Annotated in this window: 13 protein-coding genes; 1 reads left to right on the forward strand and 12 read right to left on the reverse strand. The window is 60.4% G+C overall.

Translation table 11 applies throughout. The features are described from left to right. Nucleotides 1–23: 23 nt before the first annotated feature. From SJY32_RS00555 to SJY32_RS00600, 10 genes are all read right to left on the reverse strand, one after another. On the reverse strand, nucleotides 24–2,468 hold the full coding sequence (locus SJY32_RS00555) for an FAD-dependent oxidoreductase (RefSeq protein ID WP_376870362.1): 2,445 nt from the start codon (nucleotides 2,466–2,468) through the stop codon (nucleotides 24–26). Between the two features lie 19 nt (nucleotides 2,469–2,487). Beyond that, nucleotides 2,488–4,920 (reverse strand): FAD-dependent oxidoreductase, encoded by a 2,433-nt coding sequence (locus tag SJY32_RS00560; protein ID WP_376870365.1) that lies wholly within the window; start codon nucleotides 4,918–4,920, stop codon nucleotides 2,488–2,490. A gap of 8 nt (nucleotides 4,921–4,928) precedes the next feature. Next, entirely contained in the window at nucleotides 4,929–5,498 is a 570-nt protein-coding gene (locus SJY32_RS00565; protein ID WP_376871017.1) for a helix-turn-helix domain-containing protein, read from the reverse strand. A 217-nt stretch (nucleotides 5,499–5,715) separates the two neighbouring features. Next, the gene (locus tag SJY32_RS00570) at nucleotides 5,716–6,594 is read right to left on the reverse strand and encodes an ABC transporter permease (RefSeq protein WP_376871020.1); all 879 of its coding nucleotides are present in this window, start codon (nucleotides 6,592–6,594) and stop codon (nucleotides 5,716–5,718) included. 73 nt (nucleotides 6,595–6,667) lie between these two features. After that, nucleotides 6,668–7,237: a hypothetical protein gene (locus SJY32_RS00575; RefSeq protein WP_376870368.1), complete on the reverse strand. Its 570-nt coding sequence runs from the start codon at nucleotides 7,235–7,237 to the stop codon at nucleotides 6,668–6,670. Nucleotides 7,238–7,246: 9 nt separating this feature from the next. Continuing rightward, nucleotides 7,247–8,296 (reverse strand): glycine betaine/L-proline ABC transporter ATP-binding protein, encoded by a 1,050-nt coding sequence (locus SJY32_RS00580; protein WP_376870370.1) that lies wholly within the window; start codon nucleotides 8,294–8,296, stop codon nucleotides 7,247–7,249. Nucleotides 8,297–8,350: 54 nt separating this feature from the next. Continuing rightward, entirely contained in the window at nucleotides 8,351–8,830 is a 480-nt protein-coding gene (locus SJY32_RS00585) for a glycine betaine ABC transporter substrate-binding protein (RefSeq protein WP_376870373.1), read from the reverse strand. Further along, on the reverse strand, nucleotides 8,743–9,312 hold the full coding sequence (locus tag SJY32_RS00590) for a glycine betaine ABC transporter substrate-binding protein (RefSeq protein ID WP_376870375.1): 570 nt from the start codon (nucleotides 9,310–9,312) through the stop codon (nucleotides 8,743–8,745). Before SJY32_RS00590 ends, SJY32_RS00585 begins: the two co-directional genes overlap by 88 nt. 34 nt (nucleotides 9,313–9,346) lie before the next feature. Next, complete coding sequence (locus tag SJY32_RS00595; protein ID WP_376870377.1) at nucleotides 9,347–11,431, reverse strand: DUF1989 domain-containing protein; 2,085 nt, start codon at nucleotides 11,429–11,431, stop codon at nucleotides 9,347–9,349. Next, nucleotides 11,428–11,670, reverse strand: a complete 243-nt coding sequence (locus SJY32_RS00600) for a hypothetical protein (protein ID WP_376870380.1) — start codon at nucleotides 11,668–11,670, stop codon at nucleotides 11,428–11,430. The genes SJY32_RS00595 and SJY32_RS00600 overlap by 4 nt, the downstream gene beginning before the upstream one ends. A gap of 135 nt (nucleotides 11,671–11,805) precedes the next feature. On the opposite strand from SJY32_RS00600, the gene SJY32_RS00605 reads away from it, so the two are divergent. Beyond that, on the forward strand, nucleotides 11,806–12,822 hold the full coding sequence (locus tag SJY32_RS00605; protein WP_376870383.1) for a substrate-binding domain-containing protein: 1,017 nt from the start codon (nucleotides 11,806–11,808) through the stop codon (nucleotides 12,820–12,822). A gap of 3 nt (nucleotides 12,823–12,825) precedes the next feature. Here SJY32_RS00605 and argE read toward each other — a convergent pair whose 3' ends face one another. Beyond that, the gene (gene argE / locus SJY32_RS00610; protein WP_376870385.1) at nucleotides 12,826–14,022 is read right to left on the reverse strand and encodes an acetylornithine deacetylase; all 1,197 of its coding nucleotides are present in this window, start codon (nucleotides 14,020–14,022) and stop codon (nucleotides 12,826–12,828) included. A 42-nt stretch (nucleotides 14,023–14,064) separates the two neighbouring features. After that, complete coding sequence (locus SJY32_RS00615; RefSeq protein WP_376870388.1) at nucleotides 14,065–15,042, reverse strand: XdhC family protein; 978 nt, start codon at nucleotides 15,040–15,042, stop codon at nucleotides 14,065–14,067. Between the last annotated feature and the right edge of the window lie 59 nt (nucleotides 15,043–15,101).

Raw genomic sequence — 15,101 nt, forward strand, 5'->3', positions numbered from 1 at the left:
ACGGTTGAATTTGCGGTCTGAGATTAGAGTTTCACACGGCCCGAAGCCGGATCGTAAAGTGGCTTTAGGGAGGCGGTCGCGGCGAAGCGCTGGCCCGCCACTTCAATCTCATAGCGCGACGCCAGAAGTTGCTGCACGGTTTCGCCAGCGCAGGGCACATAGCCCAGACCAACCGCGCCGCCCAACGTATGGCCATAGCTGCCCGAGGTCAGATAGCCGACGATTTCGCCATCCCGCAGCACCGGTTCGGCGTGATACAACAACGGCTCGGGATCGGTGAGCAGGAATTGCACCATCCGCTTTTTCAGCCCCGCATCGCGTTTGCGCGCGATGCCGTCACGGCCGATGAAATCGACATCGGTTTTCTTGATCGCAAAGCCTAGGCCCGCTTCCAAAATGTGATCTTCGCTGGAAATATCATGGCCGAAATGGCGGAAGCCCTTCTCGATCCGGCAGCTATCCATCATGTGCAAACCGCAGAGCTTAGCGTCAAATTCGCGGCCCGCTTCGCGCAGAACCTCGAACACATGCGCGGCCATATCGGCGGAAACGTAGATCTCCCAACCCAGCTCGCCGACATAGGTCACGCGGTGCGCGCGGGCGAGGCCCATGCCGATCTCGATCTCCTGACAGGTGCCGAACGGATTGACATCATTGGAGAAATCATTGGGCGAGACCTTTTGCAGCAGCTTGCGCGCATTGGGCCCCATCACGCAAATCACCGCCTCGGCGGCCGTCATATCGGTGATCACCACGTTGAAATCGCCCACCAGCCGCCGCAGCCGCGCCTGATCCGCAACCCGCGTCGCGGCGGGAGTCACGACGAGATATTCGGTCTCCGAGAGCCGCGTGATCGTGACATCGGCCTCAATTCCGCCCGACGTATTGAGCAACTGGCTGTAGACGATTTTGCCGACAGGCACCGACAGATCGCTGGCCGAAACATAGTTCAGGAAGGCCTCCGCATCGCGGCCTTCGACCTTCAGTTTCCCGAACGACGACATGTCGTAGATGCCGACATTTTCACGGATCGCACGATGCTCGCGGGCGGAATTTTCAAACCAGTTTTGCCGCTTCCACGAGTATTTATAATCGCGTTCCTGCCCCGCATCCGCGAACCAGTTGGCGCGCTCCCATCCCGCCAATTCGCCAAAGACCGCGCCCGAAGCCTTCAACGCCTCATGCAAAGGCGAGCGGCGGATTCCGCGCGCGGTGGCCTTTTGGCGGAACGGGAAATGATCGGCATACAGCAGGCCCAGCGTTTCTTTAGAGCGTTCAAACAAATAGGTTTTATTGCCTTGGAACGGCTGCATCCGCGCGATATCGACATTGCCCAAATCGAAGGGCGCCTCGCCGGTATCCATCCACGCGGCCAAGGCCATGCCCGCGCCGCCCGCAGATTGAATTCCGATCGAATTGAACCCCGCCGCGACCCAGACGTTATCCATATCCGGCGCGAGGCCCAGATGATACGCGTCATCGGGCGTGAAACTTTCTGGCCCGTTGAAGAAGGTGTGAATCCCCGTCTCGGCCAAAATCGGCATCCGGTTAACGGCCTGCTCCAAGATCGGCTCGAAGTGATCGAAATCCTCGGGGAGTTGGTCGAATTCGAAGTCCTCCGAGATGCCCTCCATCCCCCAAGGTTTCGCGACCGGCTCAAACGCGCCGAGCAGGATTTTCCCCGCATCTTCCTTATAATACGCGCATTCCTCGGGCACGCGCAGCACCGGCAACTGGCTCAAACCGGGGACTTGTTCGGTGACGATGTAGAAATGCTCGCAGGCATGCAGCGGCACGTTGACGCCCATCTCGCGGCCGACCTGATGGCCCCACATCCCCGCGCAATTGACAACGTGATCGCAGGCAATCTCGCCGGCGCCCTCTTCATTTTCCCATTTTACACCGGTGATTTTACGCCCCGATTTGGTGAAACCGGTGACTTTGGTGCGCTCAAAAATCTCCGCGCCGCGGTTTTTCGCGCCGCGCGCCATCGCCAGCGCAATATTCGCCGGATCGCCCTGCCCGTCCTTGGCCACGTAAACGGCGGCGGTGACGCCCTCGATATTCACATGCGGATAGCGTTTGAGGACCTCCTCGGGGCTGATTTCTTCGACCTCCACGCCAAATGCGCGGGCCATTGACGCTTGGCGCAGGATCTCTTCGCGCCGCTCAATCGACAGCGCCAGCGTGATCGATCCGTTGCGCCGGAAGCCCGTGGCCACGCCGGTTTCTTCCTCCAACTGGCCGTAGAGTTCCTGGCTGTATTTCGCCAAACGGGTCATGTTTTGCGTGGCGCGCAGCTGCGCGATCAGGCCCGCCGCGTGCCAAGTGGTGCCGGAGGTGAGCTGTTTGCGCTCCAATAAAACCACGTCTTTCCAACCGAGTTTGGTCAGGTGATAGGCCACCGAGCAGCCGATCACGCCGCCGCCGACGATGACAACACGGGCAGTTTTTGGGGGGAGTGTCATGTGATATCCTTTTCAGAAATCAGGCGCGCAGCCGCAGGTTTTCGGGATCCCACAGCGGGGCATCGCCCTGCACGGTGGCGTTGAGCAGCTTGCCGTAGACCTCGATTTGCAGCGCGGTTCCGGGCGTGGTGGCCTCCGAATTCAGCATCGCCATCGCGATCGCGGCCTCAACGCGGTAGCCATAGGCGGCGGAGGTGACCTCGCCCACGCGCTTCCCGTCTTTGAACACGGCCGCCATGTAAGGCGCGTCTTGCTCGCCCGTCTCAACCGTCAGCGTCATCAGGCGCTTGGTCGGCGTGGCGGTTTGCAGCGCGGATTTGCCGGGGAAATCTTGCGGTTTATCCAGCCGCACAAACCGCGCGAGGTTGGTTTCCAGCAGCGAATAATCGGTGGAGAGATCGCCCTTCCACGTCAAATAACCCTTCTCGATCCGCATCGAATTGAGCGCATACATCCCGAACGGCGTGGCCCCTGCCCCGCGGATCGCGTCATAAACTGGCACGGCATCCGGCGTGGCGGCGTGGATTTCCCAGCCCAATTCCCCCGCGAAGGACACCCGCGCCAAGATCACCGTTTTGCCCGCCAGCGTCGCGGTTTGATGGCTGAGCCAGCCCGCGGTCAAATCCGCATCGCAGATCGTGGCGAGAAGATCGCGTGATTTCGGCCCCGTGACCAACATCGCCGTCACGTCTTTGGTTTTATCACTCAGCGAGATGCCCAAAGGCAGATCTTTGCTCAGCACCTCAAAATCATGCCATTGCGCCAGCGCCGCCGTCATCAGCGTGAACTGATCCTCGCCTTGGCGCATGCAGGACATTTCGGTCAAAACATGGCCACGCGCATCGGGGAAATAGACAAGGTTCATCCGCCCGATCTTCGGCAAACCGCCCGCGATTTTGCCGCGCAGCCACTCCGCCGCCCCCGCGCCGGACACCTCAAAGCGCGAGAACCCGCACAGATCAATCACGCCAACCCCGTCGCGCACGGCGAGAACCTCTTCCCGCACGCGGTCCACCCAAGGGCCGTTGCGATCCCATGTCAGGGTCGCTTCCTCAGACGTATCATCCCCCGATTTTGCGAACCAATTGGCGCGCTCCCAGCCATTATACGCGCCCATCTGCCCGCCATCCGAAATCAGGCGATCATGGTTGGGCGAGAGCTTGCGGTTACGCTCCGCCGGCCATTCGTGATGCGGGAAATGCATCGCATATTCATGGCCGTAGGTTTCCAGCGCTTTGCCCAGATTATACTGCGGATCGGTGTAATCGGTATAACGGCGCGGATCGATCGCCCACATATCCCATTCGGTATAGCCGTGCATGATCCATTCGGACATGATCTTGCCCGCGCCGCCGCCCTGCGCGATGCCGAAGGTGAAGGAATGCGCCTCGAACGCATTGGGGACACCCGGCATCGGGCCGACCATCGGCAAACCATCGGGCGCATAGGGGATCGGCCCGTTGATATTGCGCGAAACCCCTTTGGACCCGAGCAGCGGCACCCGCTCCATCGCGTCCATGATATAGGGCTCCAACCGGTCGAGATCGTCGGGATAAAGCTGGAAGCTGAAATCCTCGGGCATCGCGTCATCGGGGGTGATCCACGCCGCCTGGCAATTGCGCTCATACGGCCCGAGATTGAGGCTGAACGTATCTTGGCGCAGGTAGTAGGACGTGTCCACATCGCGCACCATCGGCAATTTGCGGCCATGTTTGCGGGTCCATGCCTCGACCTCGGGGATCGCTTCGGTGAGGAAATATTGGTGGCTCATCACGGTCAAAGGCACTTTGCGCCCGCCGAAAGGCGCGAACCATTCGCCCACGCGCGCGGCATAATAGCCCGCCGCATTGACCACATAGTCGCAACGGATTTCGCCCTTTTCCGTCTCCACAACCCATTCGCCATTCTCACGGCGCACGCCGGTTGCGGGGGTGAACCGCGCGATGGTGGCCCCAAGCGCGCGCGCGCCTTTCGCCAAGGCCTGCGTCACCTGCGCCGGATCAATATCGCCGTCCAGCGGATCCCAAAGCCCGCCCGCCAGATCATGCGTCTCCATAAACGGGAAATGCGCCTGCAATTCTTCGGGCGTACACATATCCATCTGCAAACCCATATGCGCCGCCATCCCGCGCACACGTTCAAACTCCATCATCCGCTTATCGGTATGGGCCAAACGCACCGCGCCGGTGACGTGGTAATTGATCGGATAATCGACCTCTTTGCCCAGATCACGGTACAGCGCGAGGCCGTAGCGCTGCATATTCATCACGCCGTAATTGGTGGAGAAATTCGGGCAATTGCCCGCCGCATGCCACGTCGATCCGGCGGTCAGCTCGTTTTTCTCGAGCAAGACGCAATCCGTCCAGCCGGCCTTCGCCAAATGATACAAGGTCGAGACGCCGATGACGCCGCCGCCGATGATAACAACACGCGCTGTGGTAGGAAGAGACATGGTGGACCTCAATAAACGGGAGGGGAAATGACCCACAGCGCGATTGCCGGGGCAGGATAGGGGTTGGCCCAGCTGTAGGCTGATCCGCGCACGCGAAAACTGTCGCCCGCGGTCACGGTGAAACTTTGCCCGTCGATCACCAGATCAAGCGTGCCGGACATCAGATAAGCGACCTCGGTCGTCGGGCGGGAAATCGCGTGATCCAGCTTCGCGCCGGGCAGGAAGGTGGAATGGATCACCTCGAAATCATCGGTCAGATCGGGAGAGATCAGCGTCTCCACCAGCCCCCCTTCGCCGCCGCCGATTTCACGCCGCGCACCGGCGCGCACGACCACGCCGCGCTCCTCCTCCGGCCCTTCGGATTTGCCAAAGAAGATCGAGAGCGGCACGTCAAACAGCGTCGAGAGTTTGCGCAGATCATCCATCGTCGGGGTCGAGAGATCGCGTTCAATTTGCGACACCCAACCGACCGACCGCCCCATCCGCGCGGCCACATCGGCCAGCGTCATTTGCCGCGAAGTGCGCAGCGCGCGGATGTCTTGGCCGACGAGAGAAGTGGGGGCGGAGGTGGGCGTCATGGCAATCTCGCTCGCTTGCAGGTGTTGGATCATTTGCGCCCAGTCGTGAAATTATGGCAAGAATTTTCACGAGCATTCGTGAAAAATTAACCCACATTTTCACGAAGCTGGTGAAAAAGAAGGCGCAGTATTGTAAAAACAAGCGGCTCGATCACCCTTTTTGCGCATAAAAAAGGCGCGGCAGAGTCCAGACTGCCGCGCCCCAGTTGGGGAGGTCTTATTTGCGTCCCGCAACGATCCGATCGAGAATCAGCGCGCAGAACAAAATGGCCAACCCTGCCAAGATTCCCTGCCCCGCCGCCGCGTATTGCAGCGCCTCAAGCACGTCCTCGCCCCAGCCCTTCGCGCCGATCAACGAAGCCACGACGACCATCGCCAAAGAAAGCAAAATCGTCTGGTTGATCCCCGCCATGATCGTTTTGCGCGCCAGCGGCAAATCCACGCGCCAAAGCAAATACCGTGGGGTAGCACCAAAGGCGAGCGCGGCCTCGCGCACGGCGGACGGCACTTGTTGCAGGCCCAGAACGGTGAACCGGATCACTGGTGGGCTGCCAAAGATCATCGTCGCGACAACGCCAGCCGGTTTGCCCGATCCGATAAACGCAACAACCGGAATGAGATAGACGAAGGACGGCATGGATTGCATGAAGTCGAGCACTGGCCGCACAACGGCAAATGCCTTCGGTCGCCGCGCACAAAAGATGCCAAGCGGGATGCCGAGCGTGATCGAGATCATCGCCGCCGCCCCCAAAAGCGCGATGGTGGTCATCGCCTTTTCCCAAAAATCGAGCAATCCGAGATACGCCAAAGCTGCGCCTGTGAAGATCGCCACGCGGGCCCCGCCAGAGAGATAGGCGAGCATCACGAAAATCAACGCCACAACGGGCCAAGGCGTCCCCACCAAGGCCACCTCGATCCAATCGAGCAGCGTCCGCATCCCGACCGTCACCCCGTCAAAGAACCCGCGACCGGAGGTCTTGGTCCAGTCAAACACCGCTTGCACCGCATCGCCCGATTGAAGCCGCCAATCGCGATTGGTCGGGAAGGCGTTCAAGAGTGTGAATGCATCGGGCAACGCAAACCGTAGCGTCGACATGGCGATCACCGCCCCCGCGAGCACAACCGCGACGCCAAGCCGCCTCAACGACCAGCCATGCGCGAGACGCCGGTTAGATCGCCAGCGGGCGAACTGCCCCTCCAACGTCCAATTCGCCAAAGCGGCGGCGGCGAACCGCACAGCCACAAGCAGCAAAAGCCCGATCACGAGATGGACCGTGCCGCCTGCATCCGCCGCATCGGCCGCCACGCGCGCGCCGATGAGCGCTTGTTCCAGCGCCGTCACTCGCCGCCCCTTCCAGCGCGGCGAGTGACGGCGCTGCCGAGGCTTTCGCCGCCTCGATCTGCTGCATGCGAAGATCTAATGTTTGCGCGATTTGATCGGCCCGCAACCGCGCATCGCGCCCCAGATCGCCAAACAAGCCCATCCCGATCTGGATGAAGGCGAAGGTCTCGAACACAAGCACGGTGAGGAACCAAGACCAAAGGCCCCGCGCCCCGAACCAGACCGCACCCAAAAGCGCCGCCGCTGGGTTCAGCGTAAAACGGTAGCCCGGTGCTTGCATCATATAGGTGAAAACACGTTGATAATACGCCTGCGACTGGTCGGAAAATTCGGCGACCAGCCCATCCAGACGCGCGGCCGTTTCGGGTTGGATCTGATCGTTGGAAGCGGGTGTCATGATCGTTCGTCAGCTCCGGCTTGTTTGAATGGCGCGCAACAAAATCGCGCGATTGAGGGCACCGATTGTGACGCCGCTATCGACGACGCGCACGATCCCGTGCCCCTCCACGGTCAGCCCCATCAGATCGTTCAAATCCATCTGCGGATGCGCGATATTGGCGTCCTCTGGCACGGGGCCGTTGGTGGCCTCAAATTCGGCGGTCGGGGTCATCACGGAATGTGCGAAGATCAGATTGAGTTTCGAGATTCCGGCAACGAAATCGGCAACATAGTCATCGGCGGGGTTGAGGATAATCTCCTCCGGCGTGCCGATTTGAACGATGCGCCCGTCCTTCATAATCGCGATGCGGTGCCCGATGCGGATCGCCTCATCCAGATCATGGGTGATGAACATCGTCGTCTTGCCCAGCTTGCGCGAGAGGTCTTTAAACTGATCCTGCAATTGTTTGCGGATCAATGGATCCAGCGCGGAGAACGGCTCATCCATCAGCAAGATATCCGGGTCTGATGCGATCGCGCGGGCGAGGCCGACACGTTGCTGCATCCCGCCTGAAAGCTCATGCGCGAATTTGTCTTCCCAGCCTTTGAGGTCGACGAGATCAAGCACGCGGTCCGCTTCCTCCCAGCGCCGCGCCTTGCCAGTGCCGCGAATTTCCAACGGCATCGCCACGTTATCCCGCACAGTCCGGTGCGGCATGAGGCCGAAGTTTTGGAACACCATCGCCACACGACGGTTGCGCAGATCGCGCAGCGCGGGCGCATCCAATGTCATCACATCTTCGCCGTTGATGAAAATATGGCCGTCGGTCGGCTCCAGCAACCGGTTCACATGGCGCACCAGCGTGGATTTGCCCGACCCCGAGAGGCCCATTACGCAAAACAGCTCGCCGCGTTTGATCTGGAAGCTGGCATCCGCCACGCCGAGCACACAATTGAATCGCTTGAGCACTTCCGCCTTGGTAAGCCCTTCGGCATGAATGGCAGCCAAGGCTTTGTCGGCCTGATCGCCAAAAATCTTCCACACGCCGCGCGCGTCGATCGCGATGTCATCTGTCATGTTTATTCCTGACTTGAGGGCGGTCTGGCACGCGCGCCGCGCGCGCCAAAGAGATCACTTTAGGCCCAACCAGCCATCGACCGTATCGCCATTGGCCGCGAGCCAATCGGACACGGCACTATCCACGTCCTGCCCTTGGATCACAGTTTGATAAGTCAGCTGCGACAGATCATCCGCGCTCATCGCGATCTTACTCAAGAATGCCGCCGCGGCAGGGGCGCGGGTTTCCAGCGATTTCGAATAAGCGACGGTCACCGTCTTGATTTCATCGCCCGTTGTAATCTTCGATTTCGCAAACCAATCGGCATCTTGATCCGGCTGAATCATCGTATAGCCGGCAGGATCGTAAAGCGGCTCGTCCACAAAGGTCACATCATAGAGCGCATGTACGAAATGGGGTTTGTAGCAGTAGAACGCCACGGCCTCTTTCGCGTCGATTGCATCTTTCAGGCGCGCATAGAAAACGGCCTCATCCTCTGTTGTCGGCTCAAGAAAGGTCTCAATCCCGTAGTCGCGCACCTTAACTTTATGCACGTTGGTCGAGGCCCAACCAGACCCGCCGACCCAAATTTCGCCTTTGCCATCGCCATCGCTGTCAAACAGGGCCTGCGCGGCGGGGGTGCGAGATCGTAGATCGATTTGATGCCATGTTCCTCGGCCACATAAGTCGGGACGCAAAAACCGGCGCGGCCCTCATAGCTGCCCTCAGACAGGGCGACGGTGCCTTTTTGCGTGACATATTCATCGGTAAACGAGGCTTGGTTCGGCAACCACACATCGGGATGCACATCGATATCGCCGCGCGCGCCGTCCATCGCGGCGAAGATAACGGCGTTTGCGCCCGGTGCGTAGCCGGTTTCCCCGCCCAAGCGCGTCTCAATCACCTGCGCGATCACGCGGCTCATGATTTTTGCGCCGGGCCAGCTGGGCTCACCGACCATAACCTTGTCTTGCGCGAAGGCACTGGTGCCGATGGTGAGGGCGGCGAGTGTTGCGAGTGTTTTCAGATAGTCCATTGTTTTTATACCTTTCCTGTTGGATCTGTTGGGGTCAGGCGCGCGCCCGCTTGCGTTGCGGGTCTATGAAGGGGATATCGGTGACGGTCGCGCCCAGGCGCTTCATCCGTCCATCCAACTGGCCTATTTCCAGCCGGAGACCGTTTTCGCTATGCTCCACGCCCAAGCGGACGATTGCGATCGCGTGTTCTAACATGGGCGAGCGGGTGGCGGAGGTGACGATCCCCACTTGCCGTTCCCCGTCAAACACGGGGCTGCCGTGATGGGGCACATCCTTGCAATCCAGCAGCATGCCTTTGAGAACGCGCCGCGGAGTCTCGGAATTGCGGGCCAGCGCGGCTTTGCCGGTGAAATCGGCCTTGGTCAGATCGACGGCGAACCCCAATCCGGCCACGAACGCGTCAATCCCGGGCGCGAATTCGGCGCCGCCCGCGGCCAGCCCCGCCTCGATGCGGATGATCCCGAGCGCCTCATTGCCCATCGGCGTGATGTTGAACTCCTCGCCCGCCGCGATGATCGCATCCCAGATCGCGACGGCATCGGCGCGAGCACAGAAAATCTCGTATCCCAACTCGCCAGTGTAGCCCGAACGCGACAGCATAAACGGCGCGCCTTCGCGGTCATGCAGCCGCGCGACCGTCACGCCGAACCATTTCAAATCCTCCAGCGCCGGCACGGTTGGCTGTGTGAACACCAGCTTGCGCAGAAGATCGCGGGATTTCGGCCCTTGGATCGCGAGGTTCGGCATCGCGCTGCCCAAATGATGGACGCGCACTTGCAGGCCCATTTCCTTGGCCAAACTCTCCAACACGCGGCCGCTTTCCTCCGATCCGCAGCACCAGCGGAACAAATCCGGCCCGATCCGGAACAACGTCCCGTCATCGATCACCGTCCCCGCCGCATCGCACATCAACGTATACGATCCGCGCCAGACCGGCAGCTTCGCGACATTGCGCGTGGTCGCGCGTTGCAACAAGGTTTCCGCATCGGGGCCAACGATGTCATATTTACGCAGCCCGCTCATATCTTGCACGGTCACGTCATTCCGGCAGGCCCAGTATTCGCCAATCGTCCCCGTCGCAGGGAAATTGACTGGCGCCCACGACGCACGTGCGGGGGCGAAGTTCTTCGTCAAAGGCTCCAACCGCTCGTTGAAAGCGGACAACTCTTGGGGGGACATAGGCGCATCCTCTTTCTCGCGATATGCAATAGCGCGACGCAGCGGGGTATTGGGGCGATAAATCCGGACATGAATATCTGTCGGGTTCCAGCCGTTGATCGGGTCGATGTCATCGGGACAGGCCGTCGACGTGCACACAAGATCCTCAAGCGCGCGCATGGCGACATAATCCCCCGCACGCGAATGGGATTCCTCCGTCATGATGTGGTGGGTGTTCAAATCTATCCACGTATTCCAGAAGAAATTGATCGCGGGCCACGCGGCTCTGCGCGCGATGCCATATGGCGCAAACGCTTCGGACATATTGTCCGAACAATTGACATGGCCGGGGAACCCGCGCTCGGAATATCCGCGCGCGGTGCAGGCCAACCCGAATGTATCATGCCGCCCGCACGTATCTTGAATAACCGCAAGCATCGGCCGCATGTCACGATCAAAGAACTTGTCCAACAAACCGGGCCCCGGATAGGCCCGCCGCACCATCGAGCGTGTCGCGGTGCCGTCGATCATCAGCTCTTCGCCGCGATCCAGACCATCAAGACGGAACGCCGTGAAGTCAGAGCATTGCTGACCTTCCACATCGATAATCTGAAGACTCTCGCCCTTCTTCAGCTCGTAGGCGAGGGCGGTTCCGCGCGGCACGGTGAATTCATCGCGCGTGTCACCCAAGAGAGGCGGCAGCAATGGCCCAGATCTGTCGGCGGGTTGAAACACGACAGAGATGCCCGCGCCAAAGGTGCCATTGATCAAAGCCTCGACAGGCGCAGGGCGGAAAATCCAGACGGTGACGGCGCGTGTTGCGCGCAGCATCAAGGGTTCCTGCAGCGGCCGCAGACGGCAGGCCTCAATCCCAGTGATCGCGCCGCCGCGCGCGTTGATCCAACCGTTGAGCGCATCGACGTCGCATTCGGAGACGGCAAGCGGGCCGTCCCCCTTCAACCCAAGCGCCGAGAGCGCGCAGGCGCCTTGAGCGTCAAAGGCGATGATTTGGCCGAGGTCATCTCATCCGCGATTTCAATTGAGACGAGGTCGCCCTCATTCAACGCGAGCTGGCGCCCCTCGCGCGGTGCGAGCCGAAACGGCATCGGCGCACGCTGTTTGAGAAAACCCGGAAAAGATCGCGCATCGGATCGGAACCCGATATTGTCGAACTCATGCAAGACGGAAAAACTATGCATCGGACCGCTTTGATTCCTTCTGTGTAACTAGTTACAACTGATATGTAACCAGTTACATCCGTCAAGCCTCTGGATAAGAATCCGGAAGAATGTCATTTGAGAGACGGCAGTGTGCCGTACGGCAAGGCAATAGCGATGAAAAATGTATCACCGCGCAAGCGCGCGAACCTTCGAGATGTAGCGGCGGCGGCAAACGTCTCGGTCGCGACGGTCTCACGGGTGATGAACGCCCCTCAAACTGTCGCTGAGGCGACGCGAAAGCGAGTTGAGGACGCGATGGCCGATTTGCGTTGGGTGCCAAGCGCTGCGGCGCGGGCGATCAATTCGGGGCGGACACGGTTTGTGGGCGCGCTTGTCCCCACATTGGAGCACGACATCTTCGCGCGCGTCCTTGCGAGCTTGGAAAGCCAGCTCGCGCTGCACCGCCTTTCCCTGATCGTCGCCACGACCCAAGGTGACCCTGATATCGAGACGCAAAAGGCCAAAGCCTTGATCGATATTGGCGCGGAGGGGTTGATCATCTCGGGCACCACTCACGCGCCCGAATTTCATGCGCTGATCGAACATAGCCAAATTCCGACGGTCGCGACCTCTGTCTTTGATCCGGATTACAGCCTGCCCACGATCGGGTATGACAATGCGGGCGCGGCTCAGGCCGCGCTGGCCCATTTAACGGATCTGGGGCACTGCGACATTGCGGTGATCCACGGGCCGAGCGCATCGAATGATCGGACTGCGGAACGTGTGGAAGCGCTGCGCGCGACGGCGATTGAGGGGACTATGACGTTTTTCGAGACGCCGCTGACGATTGCGGGGGGCGGTCTTGCCGCACGCGCAGCTCTGCAATCGGGGCGGGAGCACACCGCGTTTCTATGTCTGTCGGATGTGCTTGCGACGGGCGCACTCTACGAGATGCACCGCGCAGGTCTTCAGATCCCCCGCGATAAATCAATTATCGGCACCGATGACCTCCCCGGTTCGGCGCATCTCTATCCGGCGCTGACGACCGTGCACCTACCCGTCGCGCGTATGGGGCTTGCGGCGGCGGATGCGATTGCGGGTTGGCTTGAGACGCAGATTGTTCCCGAAGTTGTCATGCTCGACTTCGATCTCAGGGTACGCGAGTCAACCGCCCCTCCCCGTTCGGGATGAATATTAGCCCTGCGGATGGCTTAGCGCGTCGGTCATGCGCGTCAGGAACTTGATGCATTCGTGCAGTTGCGCCGTCTCGACATATTCGTTCGGCTTGTGGGCCTGCCCGATCGATCCCGGCCCAATAATGACCGACGGGATCTTGCCGATGGTTTCAAATACGCCGCCTTCCGATCCGTAGGAAACCTTTCCGCCCCAATCGGGCATCACCCCCGCATAGCGCGCAAATCCGGCAGTGGCACGCGCATCACCCATCGCCGGATAGGCGAAGATCTGATCCCACGTAAACCCCGCATCTTGAGCAATCTCCGCCATCGCCGCGCCTAGGCGCCGATCAATTTTCGCGGTCAGGGAGCGTATATCCCCTTGCGCATCCATCCCGCTAAGGGAGCGCAACTCAAATGTGAACTGACACTCCCCCGGGGTGACATTGGTGGCAACGCCGCCCTGCGCCAAGAGCGTCAGCATTGTGGCGTGCGGAACTGTAAATTCCGGATCAAACGGCCCATGCTCGCGGTATGCCAACGCGTGATCTGCGATCATTCCGATTGCACGCGCGGCGTATTCGATGGCGTTGACATGATCCGGCGCGAAGGAGGAATGGCCCGTCGTGCCGCGCGCATGGCCCCGCATAGCGATTTTGCCCTTTTGACCGGTGACGAGCTTCATCAACGAAGGCTCACCAATGATCGCGAGCTCCGGTGGCACCTCAAGTGCCGCGAGGTAGCGCGCAATATCAGGTGCGCCAAGACATCCGATTTCTTCATCATATGAAAAACACATGTATAGTGGTCGGCGCAGCTTTGACGCATCGAGCGTATCGGCCACCGCCAGAACGCAAGCGAGGAAGCCTTTCATGTCGCACGCGCCGCGGCCATAGAGCCGCTCATTGCGTGTGTCCATCACAAAGGGATCGGTGAGCCATCCCGCCTCATTCGCCGGCACCACATCCGTATGACCTGAAAAAACGATCCCGCAGGCGTCCGCAGGGCCGAACCGCGCGATGAGATTCAGCTTCTCGCCAGTTCTGTCGGGCAAAAGCACGATATCCGCGCCAAGCCCCTGCAGATGATCCTGAAGATACTCGATAATCGCGCGGTTCGAACGGTGAGAGACCGTGTTATACGCGATCAAGGCGTTCAAATAGGTCGTCGCGCGCCCTAAAGCGGTATCTTGCTTGGAGAAAGAAGGGGAAGTCATCGTCGTCGGGCCTTTCAGGCGGCGTGGCGGTCGGGTGGCCTATCATCCCTTGGGAGGCATGGCCGTTGCAAGAACTTCTGCCAGCACGGACACCGCGAGCGTCGTCGCATCGCGCGCGGAAGGGATCAAACCAATTGGCCCATGGATGCGGGCAATCGCAGCCTGCGAAACTCCCAAATTCGATAAGGCAAGCGCGCGGGCGTCGCGGGCACGCTGGCTTCCTTGCGCGCCGATATAGAACGCGCGTGTCCCCAATGCGCCTTTCAGGACGGGTGGCTCCCAATCGTGGTCATGAAAAAACAACGTGATCGCAGTGCGCTCGTCCACCGCCAAAGTGTGTGGGAACGCGGCATGTGTGAGATGCTGAACAGAGCATCCCATTGCCGCTACGGCATCCAGCGTTTCAAGATCGGGCGACAGCAGCAGATTGGGAAAGCCGACGGAGGCCACGAGCTTGGCGAAACTGGTCGCCTCAGGCCCCTTCCCGAAGATCACGAACCTGATTTCCGGCTCAAACAAGACGGAAAATTGCGCGCCATCCACGCCTAAAGATGCGCGCGCGGCCGGATCGGCAGCTCCCACCTCCATCGCGCCGCTCTGTAAGTCTATGCGCAAAACGCAAGCCTCGCGGCGCCCGCGCCTGCGATGGACCTCCTGCAAAGCCGCGCGATCAGGCGACCGCACCAAGAGAACTTCCATCCCCCCGCCGCAGGGCAATTGGATGTCGAAATAGGGTGAACCTTCGCCGTAGCGGATCACTTCCGGCGCACCTGTCAAAATTCGCTGCGCATGCGCGGCCAGATCACCCTCCACGCAGCCCGACGACAAGCTGCCGATGCGCGACCCATCAGGAAAGAGCGCCATCGCTGCGCCCACGGGCCGGTAAGAGGGGCCCTTCACCGCGATGATGAAGGCAAGTGTGACATCCCCTGTTGTCTCCAACACCGCCGCAATCGCATCTTGCGGCGGTGTGCTCAACGGTCGGGCGTGGGGGATTTCGACCTCGACGGGGTGCGTCACGTGTCGTCTCCTTTTGGGGCATTTATCATCGGGCAGGACGTAGGGAGGCCTTCATAGGC

This window comes from Albirhodobacter sp. R86504 (genome assembly GCF_042466415.1).
In the GTDB taxonomy this organism is placed as follows: domain Bacteria; phylum Pseudomonadota; class Alphaproteobacteria; order Rhodobacterales; family Rhodobacteraceae; genus Albirhodobacter.